Below are 16,490 nucleotides of genomic sequence, written 5' to 3'. Positions count from 1 at the left end.
GCAGCATGGGGCCGGTGACTTTCAGTGAGGTGGAGTCACCGGCCCCATATTTTAAACCCGTTTACAGGATTACAACCCTCTCCAAACGCAAAATCGCCCGGAAGAGACAACACCGTGTGGGTGTTTCTTCCGGGCGATTTTAGCGTGACGGGTTTTACGAACTATGCGGATGCACTAGCACCAGCGGGAGAAGCGCCGAAGACCGCTTCCTGTTCACGCACAATATCGAGGAGCTCGCGGATCTGCTTGATGTCGAGCACAGCGCTGGGGTTGAAGTAATTGATCTGAATACCCGGGGCATTGAGCTGTTCCGCGAGGGTCAGCACCTCAATCGCATGCGCTACACGCACCTCAATCGCAGGGTCGATAGCGGCAACTTCAATCGGCGAGGTGAACGCCAGCATATTCGTGGGGTTGCCTTCATCATCGGGGACGAATGCTGGCCCCTGTACCTTACTCTTGGGGTCAATCGCCACCACCAGAATAGAGTTTGGTGCCACCAACGAACCGAGAAGCTGCTGCATATTGTCGTTGATAAGAGCCATTTTCGCGCCGTCGTTACGGGGCGAGTTCACAACCCACTGCACCTGGGCGCGCTCAATATAGCATTCGTGGTTGGAACCCGGATCTATCGCAATCAGATCAAGGTCGGGGTTGCTCAAGAAATCCATGAAAATCTTGACGGCGGGTTCGCGCAGAATCAGCTCGTCATCGTCGGAGTTTTCACGCATGTAGCTCTTCGAAACGTACTCTGCCGACGAGAATACGCATAGCGCCTGCATCCCGTTTTCAAGGCGAATAACCTGGTAGCGCAGCTGCGATTCGGGACCAATATCAAGGTGCCCTGCGGGAACAATAGTTGAGCCGGAAGCATCCACGAGCAAATCGCCGCCGAGCATGGTGCGCACTACGTTAATGAGGGTTCGCTCTTTGACATCCTTCTTGAAAGCTTCGAGTGCAGCGGCGAGGTAGGGATTGGGAATTTCGTAATCGGTTTCTTTATGCAAGCCCGAAACATCGCGGGCGCGACCGTGCATACGTTCGGTCGCCCAAGCGGGAATACGCTCGGAATCGCGCGGGAACATGTGCAGATGCTCGCGTACATCCGAAGCACTCAGGGTTCCTTCAGTACCCCAATTTTCCGGCTCTTCGTCGCGGTTATAAGATGCCCCCACGCTGAACTTCGGTTCGGGCCAGTTATTGGCCGCCACCACTACAGATGCGGTAAACCAGGTGCCGCGGTTGCCGTCGTAGGCGGCGCGCTGGAGCTTGCGAAGATCAGGCAGTACGGGCGAATCTTCCTTGAGGGGGCCCACCGAACCGATGTACTCTTCGCCGTCACGGAATTCACGCACGCGAATATAGACCTGCCCGGCGAGGGGTTTTACGTCGAGGATCATCTCGCTCCACCCGGACTCAGCCTTGACGACATCAAGAAGCCAGCTACCGATACGGTTGAGCGCATCCTGGGTGCGGGCGGCTCTACTCGTCGGTTCAGAACGTCGGGTATCCGTCATGGTTTTCCATTCCTTTATCGTCAGCTTGCATCTTAGGTCCCGGCGGGAAGCTACCCGCTACTCTATTGATTTTAGCGAAGCATCCGCCGTCACGCCGATTTATAACGTCATGATAGGTTAGGGAACACACTTTTGCGTGTGTGCTCTAGCATCGGTTACCGAGTTGTCTCTTGTTCAAATTTTTTCTCCATCCGACCCACAAAATTGGTGCAGTTTGTGGGTACTCACACCAAAAAGGTTGTTACCCTTAACCTATGACGAATTCTTTGCAGGATCTTATTGACGCATCAATCTTTATCTCGACCGAATACCAGGCGCGGTTGGCTGAACTTATTGGGTCTGCTGACTACGACGTAAACTTCGCCGAACAGTCCCTCACGTTCAAGGCCGCCGATCCGGTGTCTTTTCAACCCTACCTGCTCGGTACCGAATCTGAAAACCGTGGAACCTGGATTTGGTCGTGGCAGCAATTGGGATATTTTCCAGATTCGGTAGTCTCAGCGGCGCTGCAGGCGCGAGATACCGGTGAACGCGACTCAGTGCTGGAGCTGAGTACCGACGAAATTCCGCTCTCAGAGGGATTGGCGCGTCGTCTGACTTTGGCGACTAAGACGGTGACCGGTTTGTACGCTCACTATCCTCTGCCGTCGGGGTCTGTGCGGGCGTGGAGCCTGATTGACAGCCCCGAACTGACCCTGGATGCGCCCACGTACAAAGGTGTAGGGCGCGTGATTGCGAAGGCTCTGCAAAGCGAAGATATTCACGATCATCCACTCGCCGTTAATTCTTATGCGCGTCAGCGCGGGTTCCATACCGCTTGGGATACCGAGGCCACCGTGGTACTCACCATGACCGACGGCGCCCTGCGGCTATGGTTCGATGAGGGGCGCATCAGCGGTATCGAGCGCGCGAAGCCCGAGGTTACCGCCCAAGAACTTGCGCAGCTTGCCGCAGAGGCTGAGCAGTACCGTGCGGAATTGGCGGCTGAACGCACCGAAGTTGAGCAGGCTGCCGCTGCCGAGGCTGCAGAGCAGGTGGCCCTGCGCGAACAGCAGTCGGCAGAGCGTGCGGCGGCACGTGCCGAAGCCGAGCAGGCACCCGCCGTTCAGGAACCCGAGGAAGCCCAGACGCCTAAGGACGCACAGGCAGCAAAGAGCGCCCCCGCACAGGAAAATGCACAGCCGGAAGAAGCAGCACCGGCTCAGCCTCAGGCTCCCGCGGCGGCCGCAAAGCGCGCTGTACCCGCTGGCGCATCGCAGAAACCGGTGGCGGGTGTGCGCACGACCGAGAACCTCTACCCGGATACCGAAGCTCCCTTCGACCAAGATCCACGTGAGGATTCCGAGCACGGTCGCGTAACGGTCAATACCCTCCCAGGCGATGTTGTTCCGAACGCTGGCGCTGCACAGACCGGCGCGACCGCGGGTCAGGCTAAGGCGGCGAAGCCCGGTGCCTCCGATGCCTCGAAGTCCCGCACATCGATCACCCCGCGCGCAGCTGGCAAACCCGGCGCGAGCGCAGGTCAGGGACAGGAAGCACCTCAGTCCGGCGCACAGAAGCCCGCAGCGGCAGGTGCCCAGCAGCAGCAGCCGCAGCAGGCACCCAAACCTGCCGCTTCAGGTACCGGCGCATCCGCACCGCAGACCGAGAACACCCCGGCAACTGCAATTCCGGTGATCAAGCCCGCCGAACAGAAGGCTGATCAGCACGAGGAACAGGAGCAGGCTCAGGAAACCGGCAAGAAGAAGGGCTTCTTCTCGCGGTTCTTCGGTCTGTAGACAACGCTGTATCAGCAGGCGTACAGGGTCTTTACCTCGTGCCTGCGGCATATTATCCTGACCTAGGAATTTCATCATTCCGGTGGGGTGCAACGCTGTATTATGTTGCGCCCCATCGGCGTTTAATAGGCGACTCGCCTCCGCCAGCCGATACCTCGCACTCGTGCAAGAGTGCGGTGAAGAGTAGAGTTGTTAGAAGTTCACATCTCATCTTTCGTTCACAGGTAGGGAGGAGCCCTCACACTATGGCGCAGAACGCTCACAGCGCTACAGCACCCGCATCAGGCACGGCGGCACACGCTGCACAGACCCGCAATGGTTTTATCTGCCTTTTTACCACCTACGCGATCTGGGGTATGCTGCCGCTGTATTTCTATCTCATGGCGTCTTCGTCTGCGCTGGAGATTGTGCTCTCGCGTGTGATTTTTTCACTGGCATTCTGCGCGGTTCTGCTCCCTATTTTCCGGTTGACCAAGCCGTTTAACCGGGCGGTGCGTACTCCGCGCACTATGGGTATTTTGACGGTCGCGTCTTTGCTGATTGGCGCGAACTGGATGATCTATGTGTACTCCACCACGCACGGGCATACGATCGACATGTCGCTGGGGTATTTTATTAACCCGCTGGTCTCCGTGGTGTTGGGGGTCGTGTTCCTGCACGAGCGGCTGCGAAAAGTTCAGTGGATCGCCATCGGGATTTCGACCGTGGCGGTGCTGATTATGAGCGTGGTGTACGGACAGATTCCGTGGCTGGGCTTAGGTGTTGCCTTCACCTTCGGAACGTATGGGCTGCTCAAGGCGCGGGTGGGGTCAAGTGTGCATCCGGTGGTGTCGCTATCGCTTGAGACTTTTATTTTGCTTCCGGTGGCGCTCGTGGTGCTGTGGTGGATGAATACGCAGGGACAGCTCACGTTGTTTTCGCAAGGCCCCGGGCATTTCTGGCTGCTCGCTTCCACCGGCGTTGTCACGGTGACTCCGCTGGTTCTTTTCTCGGCGGCGGCGCGAGCGCTGCCTCTGTCGGTGATCGGCATGGTGCAGTATATGGGTCCGACCATTCAGTTCTTCCTGGCGCTCTTCGTGCTGCACGATAGGATTACGCCGGATAAGTGGATTGGCTTATCTCTGATTTGGGTGGCTATCGTAATTTTTACGGTGGATGCGGTGCGCGCCTCACGCACCTCGCGCCCGTCAAAACTCACGGCGGTCGAGACCGGCATGATCCCTATTGTGCAGATTTCTCAGTCCTCTGAGGGTGGCGAAGACCGTGAACAGAACTATCTTCTGGATGCGGTTCAGCTCTCGCCCGAAGACACCGAGGATTCTGCGGCGAGCGCCCGCGACAAATCCTGAATTCTTGCCGCAGATGCATAAAAGTGTTGACACGAGAACCGATCAGAGTTCCCATGCCAACACTTTTTATTCGCGTCGAGTGCGCAAGTATTCTATGTTTCTACGTGCCGGGGCACAGTCCGCAGACCTGCCCGCGCGTATAAACGGTATTATTCGGTGGCTGCCTGCTCGACAGCATCATCCTCAGGTTCTTCGGGGTGCCTGCTCAGGTTTACGAGGGCAAACACCAGGCCGCCCCAGATAATGAGGATTGCCACGATCATCATAGCGATAGCTGCACCGCTCATTATGCCTCCTCACCCTGTGCTTTTGCGTGTGCTTTCAGTGCGGCATCGTCCACATGCGTGTGGGCGAGTTTACCGCCGATAACGGGCGGTGCTGGGGGTTCCTCGGCAGCACGTGACTTATGCGACCACGGCAGGAATGAAATCACGATGGAGCCAACGATCAGGAGTACGACCATGCCCCAGCCGAAGATACCAAGCAAATCTGCAGGGTACCCTCCATGGGGTTCGGCAATTGTCTTCACGAGCGTGGAGATCAGGCTGTACCCCAGGATCAGCGGGGTAACGCCCGCCAAGAGAATCATCCAGATCCAACCCACTTTGAAGGAGGAAACAGAGTTTAGGTGCTCCCGCAGGATCGGCAGCGCCCGCACGCCATAGGTGATCACGACAATAGAGGTGAGGCCAGCGGCAAGAATGCCAAAGTTATTCACGAAGGTATCGAGTATATCCAGCATGTACAGACCGGATGCGGTGGGCATCAGCAGGGTCGAGATAATCGCCAGCGGGATAATCACGATCATAGTCGAGGTCAGGCGTGAGGTGCCTGCTTTATCCTGTACACCGGCGATAATGACCTCAAGAATTGAGATGAGCGAGGTGAACCCTGCGAAGAGGAGCGAACCGAAGAACAGGAACCCGATGAGCGCTCCCGCCGGTGCCTGCGAAATAATGGTGGGAAAGGCAATGAAAGCCAAACCTATTCCTTCTTCGACAACTTTATCCACGGCGATGCCCTGTGCCTGCGCCATGAAGCCCAGCGCCGCGAACACGCCGATACCCGCCAGCAGCTCAAATCCGGAGTTGGCGAAGCCCACGACGGCACCCGAGCCGGTCAGGTCGGTCTTGGGCTTCAGGTAGGATGCGTAAGTCACCATAATGCCAAAACCAATGGAGAGCGAGAAGAAGATCTGTCCGTAGGCGGCGACCCACACCTCGCCATTGGTTAGCGCACCCCAGTTGGGAGTGAACAGGGTGTTCAGGCCGTTCATTGCGCCGGGCAGGGTGAGCGAGTACGCGACCAGACCCACGAACATAAAGATCAGCAGGGGCATAAACACCACATTGGCGGCACCCACGCCTTTTTGTACGCCCAGCGCCATGATGACGATCAGGGAAATCCACACCAGCACGAGCGGAATGAGAATGCCGGGGTTAAAGTCGAAGGAAAGTTGTGGATCCCCCACTTTCAGGAAGTCCTTCATGAAGAAAGTTTTCGCGTCGTTGCCCCATTCCTGGTTGAATGAGAAAATCATGTACCGCACTGCCCAGGCGATAACTGCGGCATAGTAGATGGCGATAACCGCGCTAATGCCCATATGCCACCAACCGATGAACTCGGTTTTGCGGTTGAGGCGGCGGAATGCCAATGGGGACGATGCGCGCCCGCGGTGGCCAATCGCGTAGTCGAAGAAGAGGAAGGTGAGGCCTGCGGTCAGCAACGCCACGATGTACGGGATCATGAAGGCGCCGCCACCGTTCTTGTAAGCAACAGCGGGGAAACGCCAAATATTTCCCAGACCAACAGCTGAGCCGATGGCGGCAAAAAGGAAGACCCTGCGGCTGGAGAAGCCTTCACGCTTCGCCGGGGTCTTGGCGGGTTTTGTACCCATGATAGTGGTTACCTCGGTCTAGATGTTCATGTATGCACGTCACGCGACGATGCACCTTGAGGGTAGATGGGGCATGTCGTCGTGAACGGAGGCGCGCTAGGGTTTGGGCGCGACTCTCCGGTGCTCTGTGCTCTCAATGATGTATGGGCACAGACGTTCTTTAGGTTTACCTGATGTAGGCTATTTGGTCAATGATAGCCCATCATGTGGGATTCTGTGGGATTTATGAGGGGAATGTAACAGATAAACACAAGCATTTTTAAACTAAAGCTTCTCGACCTTCGGCCCTCACAACCTCTCGTGCCGAGTGGCAGGTGCATCTTGGAAGAGGCCAGATTTATCGGTACTTTTACGGCTCTCTACCTTTGGACTCCGCAAGATTCCCACCAGAATTACCGTGAATCCGCACAGTGGAGCAGCCCCGAGGGCGAGCTCGGTACGGCTCACCACATCCAGCGGCACGTGCAGCAGGAGCAAGGCCAACGCAGCCGCACAAACCCAACCGCTCACATATAAACGGTGCATATTCAAGGCAATAGCCAGATTTCCAGCAAGCACAAGCACGGCGATAATCGCGGATTCGAGGGTCAAAATAGCAAGCATCATTCCGGGTGCAAGACCGGCATATTTAGAGTAGAAAATGTCAAAGAGAAAAGGACCGATAAGATAGGCAAGCAGTGCGCCGAAACCGCCGATTCCCAGAACCCACAGACACGGGCGTGCTAAAGCGCGCAGTGGGTGATCTTGGTGCTTTAAGAAAGCCGATATGGCGACCCCTTGAAAGGCCTGAAGCGGCATCATAATCGGCGAACGTGTAACGCCAATAGCAGCGACCAGGGCATTGAACTGTGCGCTTTGTTCCTGCGTTGTGAACTGTAAGAAAAAGGGGAACGCCGTCATAAGAATCGATGCACCGGCGGATGAAAGCATGAGCATCACAATATTTCGTGCATACCGCCGCGAACTAACATCAATGCTCGCGTGCCAGACGCGCCGCCCGGTACGTGAAAATACGACGCACGGAAGCCAGATCAGCGAGGCAACAACCACGGCGGTCTCAAATCCGAGCAGGTGCCACGACAACGCTACCGCCGCCAGTGTTGCCGCCAAACGTATCAGTGCCTCACCACTGCCTAAAGCGGCGTAAAAATACCAGGAATCCCGCCCTGCGGATGCGCCACTAACCGCAGCATAGACGGCGTACATCACGACGCCGAACGCTATCAGTACAACACTCATCTGCGGGTAGGTGGGGAAAGCGGAGGACCACAGCGGTGAAGTCATGACGACGATCACGGCAATACCCAGACCTAACAGGGCTGCCACGGCGGAATATGAAAGTCTATTGGTGTGTGTTCGTGATTCCGGATTCTGCAGAAGGGACTCCCCGACTGCCCGCGTTGTCTCCTGCTGAATAGCGCCGGTTATGCCGTAAATTCCGAACACGAGAGGCCAGAATGCGGACTGAAACTGCCTAAACTCACTGTGCGATAAAAAGTACGCAGCAATAACCGATATAGCAAACGTTGCCGCAGCCGCTATAACCGAGCTGAGGAATATTGCGGCAGATTGATATGCGGTAACGGTTTTGTGGGCCATAGTTTCCCTTAAAGAACTCTATCGAGTTCAGCTCCACCTGGGCGTTCTTCACACACTACGCTGCATCGATATACACATTCTCGTGAAGAAGTCTTCCTGAAGCAACCGTATCACGCGGTTTAGCCCTCGCGATGCACCACGGCATGCGCGAAGGATTCCAGCGCCGCCTTCGCGGTGGAATCCGGCAGCGGCGCAATGGCCGCGATCGCACGATCCGCCCAATCATAGGCTATCTGCCACGCTTCTTGCGTGACCGGATGCGCGGCGAGCGCGGATACAGCGGCAGCAAGCGCATCGTCGCTCGATAGGTCTGCCTCAATGAGCGTTTGAACCTGACGGGCTGATTCGTCCCCGGCCTCTGCGGCACGGTTGAGCAGAATAGTCGGCAGGGTCGGCACACCCTCACGCAGATCGGTGCCCTGGGTTTTCCCGGAGGATGCACCATCGCTGACAATATCGATCACGTCATCGGCGAGTTGGAATGCCACGCCCACGAGTTCGCCGTAGGTGGCGAGCATCTGAATAACCTCTTCGGAGGCGCCCGCCAAGAGTGAGCCGTACTCCCCCGCCGCCGCGATCAGCGAACCGGTTTTCCCTTCAATCACGGAGATATAGTGATCGAGAATATCCTGGTTTTCGCGTACACCGGTTGTTTCGTAGAGCTGCCCCAGCACCAGGCGCTCGAAGGTTTGCGCCTGAATTTTCATGGGTCGCGTGCCCAGATCGGAGACCAGCAGCGAGGCACGGGAGAAAATGAGGTCGCCCGTCAGGATGGCGACGGAATTTCCCCAAATGGTCTGGGCGGTATCGACACCGCGGCGTTTGGGCGCGTCGTCCATCACATCGTCGTGGTAGAGGGTCGCCAGATGGGTGAGCTCAACGACCACCGCAGCCTCAATCACCTCGTCGTTAATCTGTCCGTCCACGGCGGCGGCAAGCAGGGTCAGAAGGGGACGCACGCGCTTTCCACCGGCGAGCAGTAAGTGTCGGGCGGCAACATCGGCGAGCTTATCGGTGTAGCTGATAGCCTCGGCAAGCCGCTCTTCAATCCGCGCCAGTGAGGTAAGAATCTGGGGGCCAAGCTGCGGGTCGGACGCAATGAGCTCAAACCCGGCGGGCAGGTTGAAATCAAGTCCTGCCATCAGGTCGGTGGCTGCAATGGATTGCTCTGAGGTGCTCACGATGCCTTCTCCGGTGTGTTGGTGCGTAGCTGTATACTGTGTGTTGCTCAATGATGATGTGCTGAGTGTTAGTTTTGGGGTTTGAAGCCACGGTGAATGGCAACAATTCCGCCGCTGAGATTACGATATTTGACGTCCTGCCAGCCCGCCTGCGCGAACTTGTGGGCAAGGGTTCTCTGATCCGGCCAATCGATAATCGACTCCGCCAAATATACATAGGATTCCGGGTTCGAGGAGATCGCGCGCGCTACGGGCGGTATCGCCTTCATAATGTATTCCTTATACACCTTACCGAAAGGGGCGAAGGTTGGGGTTGAGAATTCCAGTACCACGATGCGCCCGCCGGGCTTAGTAACCCGGTACAGTTCGCTCAGCGCACGGGGATAGTCTGCAACGTTACGCAAACCGTAAGACATGGTGACGGCATCGAAGCTGTCGTCTTCGAAGGGAAGGTCGGTGACATCCGCCCGCACGAAGGTCATATCGGGGCGGCGTTTGCGCCCGACCTCCAGCATTCCTTCGGAAAGGTCCGCGGCGATAACATCAATCCCGGCGTCGGCGAAAGGCTCGGATGAGGTTCCGGTACCGGCGGCAACGTCGAGCACCTTCTGCCCGGGATGCGCATCTACGGCGGCAACGGTCTGCTTGCGCCAGTAGATGTGCCGTCCCAGCGACAAGATGCCGTTCATCAGGTCATAGCGCTTCGCGACGGTGTCAAACATGGCGGCGATATCGCCGGTCTTCTTGTCAAGGGTTGCGCGGGTACCCTGAACATTTTTCTCTACGTTGCTCACGCCTTCAATTGTGGCATGTTCTGCCGCCCGTGGGGTAGTTGAGCACCCCTTGATACGTCATCTGAGGTGGCGAACACTTTAACTCACGAAAATATGCACTCTTGTGCCCGGTGTTGCGCACGTGCAGCACGTTTCTCCCGCCATCCGCTGCGGCGCGACAGTATTCCTGGTTTTATGCATACTATGCATACATAATTCTTTATTTACTCAGAAAAATAGTGAATATTTATAGGCATACTTGCATTCTTTATCGCACAGGTGCACAATGGAAAACATCAAAATTTTCTACACACGGAGCACACCATGTCGATTTTCACCGCAAAACCCAACCTCAAAAAGTCCCTCGCGCTCCTCGCGCTCGCACCCCTCGTCCTCACCGGATGCGTCTCGACCGCATCCGACGGCGAAAACGGAGAGGTAAACCTTATCAACAACGGCGTCCTCACCGTCTGCACCAACACCCCCTACATGCCCTTCGAATACGAAGAAAACGGAAAAATCGTAGGTATCGATGCAGATATCGCAAACGCTATCGCCAAAGACCTGGGCGCAGAAGCACAACTCACCTCCATCAGCTTTGAGGGCCTCGATTCGGGCACCGGACTCACTAGCGGACAATGCGATATTGCGCTCGCGGGTATCAGCGTGACCGACGAGCGGAAATCTAAGATGGAATTCACCGATGTCTATTTCGAAGACAACCAGGCAATTCTGGTTCCCAAAAACTCTAAGATCTCCTCCGTCGAAGATCTTAAGAACGCCAAAGTCGGCGCTCAGCAGGCAACCAGCGGCGAATCCTATGCCAAAGAAAAAGGCGCGGATGTTGTGCAGTACGAGGACAACGAGCTCATGTTCTCGGCATTGAAGACCGGTCAGGTGCAGGCCGTCTCGGCAAACCTCTCAGTTATTTCTGAGGCGCTAACCAAAGACCCCGACTCTTTCAAGATCGCCTATCAGACCTCGGAAAACGCCGACCAGATTGCCGGTGCGGTAGCCCCCGAAAAGAAAGCCCTGCTGGATAAAGCAAATAAGACAATTCAGCAGCTCAAGTCCAGCGGCGAACTCGATAAGATCAAGGAAAAGTGGACCAAGACTAAGTCTTCGCCCTCATCCGCATCTTCATCCAGCGCAAACTAACCGCGACTAGCGCGGTGCGCGTTCGTTCTCTCACGTGCACCGCGCATCCTGAATATCACGATCAACACAGACTACGTTAGTGTAACGATGGCACAGAATAAACTATCTCCACGCAAAAAACAGGCGATGTTCCGGTACTCCCAGTACGCTCTGCTGGCGGTTATCGCGGTTCTTATTATTGCCCTTGCCGACTGGAAAACGCTGTCCAGTCAGGTATTCAACCTTGAGGTTGCGCAAAAGCAGTTCCCGAACGTTATTACGGTAGCGCTCAAGAATACCCTGATCTACACGGCCCTGGGTTTCGCCGTGGGTCTAAGCCTTGGTCTTATCCTGGCACTCATGCGTATCTCATCGATCGCACCCTATCGGTGGCTGGCTACAATCTATGTCGAAATTTTCCGTGGCATTCCGGCGCTCTTGGTGTTCTTTGCCTTCGGTTACGGCATTCCCCTAGCCTTCAAAATCCGGTTTGTCGATAACCTCATTCCGGTAACACTCTCCCTTGGACTGGTGTCCTCTGCCTATATCAGCGAGGTGCTGCGTGCTGGACTACAGGCGGTTCCGAAAGGTCAGTATGAGGCGGCACGGTCGCTGGGCATGTCGCACACCCGGGCGATGCTCTCGGTAATTATTCCGCAGGCATTCCGCATCGTGCTCCCCCCGCTGACTAACGAAGTTATTCTGCTGACTAAGGATTCCTCGCTCGTGTACCTGCTGGGTGTACAAATCGCGCAGTACGAGCTGGCGAAATTCGGGCGTGAAGGTATTACCGCATCCGGCGCAGGGCTCACTCCCCTGGTGGTCGCGGGCCTGTGCTACCTGATTATTACCGTGCCGCTGGGGCAGCTATCCGCATATTTTGAGAAGCGCACGGGCGCATCACGCAAGTAACCACGACAAAGACTTTGGGAGATTGTCATGACTGACACAGTAACATCGGCGGCATCGGTGAGCATCACGGGGCTACACAAGTCTTATGGCAAAAACGAGGTGCTGCGCGGTATTGATATTCAGGTTGAACCGGGCGAGGTCGTCTGTCTGATCGGCCCTTCGGGATCGGGTAAATCAACGCTTCTGCGATGTGTAAACCTGCTCGAAGAGCCCAATGCGGGAACCATTACCGTGGGCGGTGTCGAGGTAACCGATCCGGACGCCGATATTAACGCCTTGCGCACCCGCATGGGCATGGTGTTTCAGCAGTTTAACCTGTTCGGACATCTGAGCGTGCTTGATAACTGCACGATTGCTCAGATTAAGGTCTTGGGGCGCGATCGTGCAACGGCAGAGAAGATTGCCCGCGAACAGCTGGCGAAAGTGGGGCTGGCAGATAAGGAAAATGCCTACCCGAGTAAACTTTCGGGCGGCCAGCAGCAGCGTGTGGCGATCGCTAGGGCGCTGTCGATGAACCCCGAACTCATGCTCTTCGACGAGCCGACAAGCGCGCTCGACCCCGAAATGGTGGGCGATGTCCTTACGATTATGCGTGATCTCGCCGACGAAGGTATGACGATGATCGTGGTGACCCACGAGATGAGCTTCGCCCGCGATGTCGCCGATAAGGTCGTCTTCATGGCAGATGGCGTGGTCGTCGAAGAGGGACCCGCTGAGCGGGTGATCGGCAGCCCGCAACATGAACGTACCAAAACATTCTTAGCGCGTGTGCTTGATCCCACCCACGTGGATGAAACCCCCGCAGATCAGGATGCGGCAGCAAACGCCTAGTCCGTTTGCCCTGTTTCAGACCAGCCCCGCAGATACGTTTTCCTCCAAGTGCTCCGTGAGGAAGGTATCTGCGGGGTTTTTACCGTTTCACAGAAAACCTGCTCATAACAGCTTTGCCTGTTGGGGAGAATATACGACAATGTCCCGTATCCGTCGCTGAATACGGGACATTACCGTGCTTAAAGGGATTTATTTATTTCTAAGGCGTTGTGCCCTAGACCTGTTCAACCTCAATAGTGATATTAGGCTCCGGATGTGATTCTCCGGTCAGCATAATGACCATCAGGGTCGAGTCTTCGAGTGCCGTGACCGAGTGCAACAGCTTTGCCGTGGTGTGGATGATTTTACCGGGTTCCAGAATAATACTCTGCCCCTTGGCGCTGTAATCAACCTTGCCTTTAAGCACCTGCACAATCACCGGATGTACACTGTGGTGTTCGTGCCAAGATTGACCGCCTGCCAGCTCCATCAGGGTGATGCTGCCACCATCGGCATCAAGAAGTTTCTTTGCCTGCGGCTTAGTCTCAAAGGGGGTAAGAACTTCGGTGAGCTGTGGGAAAACAATCACACGCCCTTCGTGAGTACCCGCCATGAGTTCTAACCTTTCGCCGATGATGGTTGTTCTTTTAGGATACGAACGTCCTAAAATCTGCATGAACTGTACTAAATTCTATGCCTGTGTTAGGGGCTAGGCAAAAAGTGAGGCATATATTTCATAACGTGATACGAATACGTCCTTAGTATTCCCACACGCGCGTATAGGGAGAAGATACCTGGTTACGCGGGCGCAGAAGCCGCACCAGTATCGCCGTGGTGCCCGTGCTAACCGCCAAAATCAGGCAGGTTGAGGCAACGAACACTCCCCCGGGCATGGTGGAAAACATGGTGACCGCATACATCGCGACCGCGCAGAACGAGAGGAACAGGCTTGCAATCGTCAGCAGAGGCACCGCGATGGCTCCCACCACGCGAGGGGTCGGTGCGTTAAATTCTGCACGGCGCAGGTACCGAAGAACGCCCAAGCCGAGAACGGTCCAGAGAGCAACTACCAAAATCGCGCTGATAACATCCGCTGGGCGATGCCAGCCGTTAATAATGGTAGATGCGCCCGTAGCGCAGGTTGCCATCGCCGCCAGGACCGCAATCGTGGGTCGAAGCGCGCGAGGCGCTGCGATAAACAGAGCGGCGCCCGCAGAAGCGGCGAATGCCGTGTGCCCGCTTGGTGCGGAGTTCAAGAGGGCTTCCTGAATACCGAAATTAGGTTTGGTGACCACATAATTCTTGAGAGCGTGGACGCTCAAACACGCGCCCGTGCCCGCAAGAATACCCACGATAGCGGGCAGGATACGGTGCTTCCAGATCAGCCCAATAATAATGCCGATCACCGCGATTACGCCGGTAATCGTCGGCAGGTTATCGAGCGCCGCCAAGGTAGGACGCTGGTATTCCGCGAACTGGCTAGCATATTCGGTAAACGCATTTTCGTCGAGCTGCTGCCCGGTACGGCTGTAGATGAAGAACTGGAGCGTGGCGTAGAGCAGAGCACCGAACAGCACCATAACGCCCAGGTGCTGCGCCACAACCTTGGTACTCGGCGGATCATTAGGAATGGGGGCTTCTGCGGGAGCGACCACTCCGGGGGCCGCAGGGTTCGGGCGAGCGCCGTATCCGGCATAGTTCGCGGCGCTCATCGTCGGGTTAGCGGCGTGGGGATGAGCGGCGGCATTGTACTGCGTGCCCGGGGGCGTGGTCTGCATACCGGGAGCACCCGTTGGCATGGCGACCGTGGCGGGGTAATCAGCCGAAGGGGCTATATCCGGCTGCACACGGGTTTGCGGCTGGGCGGCACGCGTGTGCTGAACGTAGTGAGCACGCGGATCCTGCGATGCGCTGATGGCTTCGGTTGGAGAATCGTCAAGAGCGTCGAGGGCTACTGTGTCAGAGCTTTCACGGGGTTTAGGCGCCTCGTGCGGGTTCGGGATGGCGCGGGTTGCGTCCGTATCTGGTGAGGAAGATGGCAGATCCTGAAGATCCAGAAATTCGGTCGCATCATCATCGGTTTCATAGGAAGATTGGATGCTCGATAACGGAACCGTCGCATCGGCATCGGCACTGTCGTTATCGGCTAGAGTCTGAGGAGATAGAATACGCGTAGCATCGTCCGTGTCATTTGAGGTACTGGTATGGCGAGGAACATGACCACGCGATGTGTGAGGACCCTGTGACATACTTTTTCCCTCCAAAATGTCTGTGATGCGGTGTCTGTAAACACGACATAGAAAACACTATCTCAGGTTAAGCTATGAAAAATACGTGTTTTCTAAATTCCAAGCTGGGAGTTTACCGAGAATACCTTAAGGAGAAACGCCATGTCATCCGTGCCGCCGTTGGGATACGGGTTCATCACTGAGGGCTTAGCTTTGCCGCCGTTAGAGCAGGTTTTACGCGCCGTTCGAGTGGTTGATATTCCCATGCGGGTGACCTTCCGCTCAGTCAATCGGCGCCAGAGTGCGCTGATACAGGGTCCCGCCGGATGGGGCGAGTTCGCGCCGTTTTTAGAGTATGACGATCATGAGGCGGCGGCATGGTTAGCCTGTGCGTTAGAGTCCGCCTGGCTGGGGGCGCCGCCCGTTCGACGAACCACTATTCCGGTGAACGCGACCCTTCCCGCGGTGAGCGCCGAGCGGGTTCCCGAAGTGCTGAACAACTATCGTGGAACCATCCACGAGCTTAAAATCAAGGTTGCTGAAAAGGGGCAGACTCTCGACGATGATATTGCCCGCGTTGCGGCGGCGCGGCGTGCCCTCCCGAACGCGCGGTTAAAGGTGGACGCTAATGCGGGGTGGAGCGTCCCCGAAGCTCTCGAAGCCCTTGCGGCGCTGAACGAGTACGATCTACTTTATGCCGAGCAGCCCGTCGCCACGGTTGATGAGCTTGCGCAGGTGCGTGCCCTGGTGCGCGAGCACGGCCTTTCGATGCTCATCGCCGCCGACGAATCCGTGCGTAAAGCTAGTGACCCTCTCAAGGTGGCGCAGGCGCACGCCGCCGATGTGCTGATCGTCAAGGCGGCGCCTTTAGGCGGGGTTCGGCGCGCGCTAAAGATCGTTGAACAGGCAGGTTTACCCTCGGTGGTGTCTTCGGCGCTGGAGTCTTCCGTAGGTATCGCGACCGGTGTGTCTCTGGCGGCGGCTCTGCCGGATCTTCCCTATGCGTGCGGGCTGAGTACGGTCTCGCTGATGAGCACCGATGTGACCGAAAATTCGCTACTTGCTCGCGATAGCGAGCTCGAAGTGCGGCGGGTTGTGCCTACGGAGTCGGCGCTGAGGCGCGTTGAAGCAGAGAGCGAAGTGCGGGATGCCTGGATGGAGCGCATCCGACGGTGCTACCTGGTGCTTCAAGAAGCCTTGCCCACGAGTCTTTAGCCAGGTATGTTCTGAACGCTCTGGTCAGTGTTCTGGGGGCTAACTGCCCGTTTAGGGACCCCATATTCTTCACACGCCCAAACACCGGTCTAGA

Annotated in this window: 14 protein-coding genes; 6 read left to right on the top strand and 8 right to left on the bottom strand. The window is 56.5% G+C overall.

The genetic code is table 11. The annotated features are described in order from the left end of the window. Nucleotides 1-161: 161 nt before the first annotated feature. Nucleotides 162-1,517 (bottom strand): SseB family protein, encoded by a 1,356-nt coding sequence (locus HMPREF3164_RS10545; RefSeq protein WP_070450927.1) that lies wholly within the window; start codon nt 1,515-1,517, stop codon nt 162-164. Between the two features lie 254 nt (nt 1,518-1,771). Between HMPREF3164_RS10545 and HMPREF3164_RS10540 the strand changes: the two genes are divergently transcribed. Together HMPREF3164_RS10540 and rarD are read left to right on the top strand one after the other, a co-directional pair. Further along, nucleotides 1,772-3,295, top strand: a complete 1,524-nt coding sequence (locus tag HMPREF3164_RS10540; protein WP_070450925.1) for a DUF6882 domain-containing protein — start codon at nt 1,772-1,774, stop codon at nt 3,293-3,295. A gap of 245 nt (nt 3,296-3,540) precedes the next feature. Further along, the gene (gene rarD / locus HMPREF3164_RS10535) at nt 3,541-4,644 is read left to right on the top strand and encodes an EamA family transporter RarD (protein WP_070450923.1); all 1,104 of its coding nucleotides are present in this window, start codon (nt 3,541-3,543) and stop codon (nt 4,642-4,644) included. A gap of 149 nt (nt 4,645-4,793) precedes the next feature. Here rarD and HMPREF3164_RS11010 read toward each other — a convergent pair whose 3' ends face one another. The 5 genes from HMPREF3164_RS11010 to HMPREF3164_RS10515 form a co-directional block, all read right to left on the bottom strand. After that, entirely contained in the window at nt 4,794-4,931 is a 138-nt protein-coding gene (locus HMPREF3164_RS11010; protein WP_080513847.1) for a methionine/alanine import family NSS transporter small subunit, read from the bottom strand. Beyond that, nucleotides 4,931-6,541 carry a sodium-dependent transporter gene (locus HMPREF3164_RS10530; RefSeq protein WP_070450922.1) on the bottom strand — a complete coding sequence of 537 codons (1,611 nt, stop codon included), beginning with the start codon at nt 6,539-6,541 and terminating at the stop codon, nt 4,931-4,933. Before HMPREF3164_RS10530 ends, HMPREF3164_RS11010 begins: the two co-directional genes overlap by 1 nt. A 288-nt stretch (nt 6,542-6,829) precedes the next feature. After that, complete coding sequence (locus HMPREF3164_RS10525) at nt 6,830-8,140, bottom strand: hypothetical protein (protein WP_070450920.1); 1,311 nt, start codon at nt 8,138-8,140, stop codon at nt 6,830-6,832. Nucleotides 8,141-8,259: 119 nt separating this feature from the next. Further along, entirely contained in the window at nt 8,260-9,321 is a 1,062-nt protein-coding gene (locus HMPREF3164_RS10520) for a polyprenyl synthetase family protein (RefSeq protein WP_070450918.1), read from the bottom strand. Nucleotides 9,322-9,389: 68 nt separating this feature from the next. Continuing rightward, on the bottom strand, nt 9,390-10,115 hold the full coding sequence (locus HMPREF3164_RS10515; RefSeq protein ID WP_004005403.1) for a demethylmenaquinone methyltransferase: 726 nt from the start codon (nt 10,113-10,115) through the stop codon (nt 9,390-9,392). 303 nt (nt 10,116-10,418) lie between these two features. Between HMPREF3164_RS10515 and HMPREF3164_RS10510 the strand changes: the two genes are divergently transcribed. The 3 genes from HMPREF3164_RS10510 to HMPREF3164_RS10500 all read left to right on the top strand — a co-directional run bounded on the left by HMPREF3164_RS10510 (nt 10,419) and on the right by HMPREF3164_RS10500 (nt 12,974). Further along, the gene (locus HMPREF3164_RS10510) at nt 10,419-11,252 is read left to right on the top strand and encodes an ABC transporter substrate-binding protein (protein WP_048754345.1); all 834 of its coding nucleotides are present in this window, start codon (nt 10,419-10,421) and stop codon (nt 11,250-11,252) included. Between the two features lie 87 nt (nt 11,253-11,339). Next, nucleotides 11,340-12,143: an amino acid ABC transporter permease gene (locus tag HMPREF3164_RS10505; RefSeq protein WP_013397707.1), complete on the top strand. Its 804-nt coding sequence runs from the start codon at nt 11,340-11,342 to the stop codon at nt 12,141-12,143. 27 nt (nt 12,144-12,170) lie between these two features. After that, nucleotides 12,171-12,974 carry an amino acid ABC transporter ATP-binding protein gene (locus HMPREF3164_RS10500; protein WP_048753661.1) on the top strand — a complete coding sequence of 268 codons (804 nt, stop codon included), beginning with the start codon at nt 12,171-12,173 and terminating at the stop codon, nt 12,972-12,974. A 214-nt stretch (nt 12,975-13,188) separates the two neighbouring features. Here the strand turns inward: HMPREF3164_RS10500 and HMPREF3164_RS10495 are convergent, their stop codons facing one another. Beyond that, on the bottom strand, nt 13,189-13,629 hold the full coding sequence (locus HMPREF3164_RS10495; protein WP_004005405.1) for a cupin domain-containing protein: 441 nt from the start codon (nt 13,627-13,629) through the stop codon (nt 13,189-13,191). An 82-nt stretch (nt 13,630-13,711) separates the two neighbouring features. Beyond that, nucleotides 13,712-15,202: a phosphatase PAP2 family protein gene (locus HMPREF3164_RS11465; RefSeq protein WP_246822686.1), complete on the bottom strand. Its 1,491-nt coding sequence runs from the start codon at nt 15,200-15,202 to the stop codon at nt 13,712-13,714. 141 nt (nt 15,203-15,343) lie between these two features. Here HMPREF3164_RS11465 and HMPREF3164_RS10485 point away from each other — a divergent pair, with 141 nt between their 5' ends. Next, complete coding sequence (locus HMPREF3164_RS10485; protein ID WP_070450916.1) at nt 15,344-16,396, top strand: o-succinylbenzoate synthase; 1,053 nt, start codon at nt 15,344-15,346, stop codon at nt 16,394-16,396. The last annotated feature ends 94 nt before the right edge of the window (nt 16,397-16,490 follow it).

The organism is Rothia sp. HMSC08A08, assembly GCF_001808385.1.
GTDB classification, from domain to species: domain Bacteria; phylum Actinomycetota; class Actinomycetes; order Actinomycetales; family Micrococcaceae; genus Rothia; species Rothia dentocariosa.
This window is presented reverse-complemented; position numbering and strand designations above follow the sequence as displayed.

What these genes read in the sequence shown, in the direction of transcription:
- HMPREF3164_RS10545 (WP_070450927.1), bottom strand. Translation starts at nt 1,517, where the DNA reads ATGACGGATACCCGACGTTCTGAACCGACGAGTAGAGCCGCCCGCACC.
- rarD (WP_070450923.1), top strand. Translation starts at nt 3,541, where the DNA reads ATGGCGCAGAACGCTCACAGCGCTACAGCACCCGCATCAGGCACGGCG.
- HMPREF3164_RS10485 (WP_070450916.1), top strand. Translation starts at nt 15,344, where the DNA reads ATGTCATCCGTGCCGCCGTTGGGATACGGGTTCATCACTGAGGGCTTA.
- HMPREF3164_RS10495 (WP_004005405.1), bottom strand. Translation starts at nt 13,629, where the DNA reads ATGCAGATTTTAGGACGTTCGTATCCTAAAAGAACAACCATCATCGGC.
- HMPREF3164_RS10540 (WP_070450925.1), top strand. Translation starts at nt 1,772, where the DNA reads ATGACGAATTCTTTGCAGGATCTTATTGACGCATCAATCTTTATCTCG.
- HMPREF3164_RS10500 (WP_048753661.1), top strand. Translation starts at nt 12,171, where the DNA reads ATGACTGACACAGTAACATCGGCGGCATCGGTGAGCATCACGGGGCTA.
- HMPREF3164_RS11010 (WP_080513847.1), bottom strand. Translation starts at nt 4,931, where the DNA reads ATGAGCGGTGCAGCTATCGCTATGATGATCGTGGCAATCCTCATTATC.
- HMPREF3164_RS11465 (WP_246822686.1), bottom strand. Translation starts at nt 15,202, where the DNA reads ATGTCACAGGGTCCTCACACATCGCGTGGTCATGTTCCTCGCCATACC.
- HMPREF3164_RS10525 (WP_070450920.1), bottom strand. Translation starts at nt 8,140, where the DNA reads ATGGCCCACAAAACCGTTACCGCATATCAATCTGCCGCAATATTCCTC.
- HMPREF3164_RS10510 (WP_048754345.1), top strand. Translation starts at nt 10,419, where the DNA reads ATGTCGATTTTCACCGCAAAACCCAACCTCAAAAAGTCCCTCGCGCTC.
- HMPREF3164_RS10505 (WP_013397707.1), top strand. Translation starts at nt 11,340, where the DNA reads ATGGCACAGAATAAACTATCTCCACGCAAAAAACAGGCGATGTTCCGG.
- HMPREF3164_RS10530 (WP_070450922.1), bottom strand. Translation starts at nt 6,541, where the DNA reads ATGGGTACAAAACCCGCCAAGACCCCGGCGAAGCGTGAAGGCTTCTCC.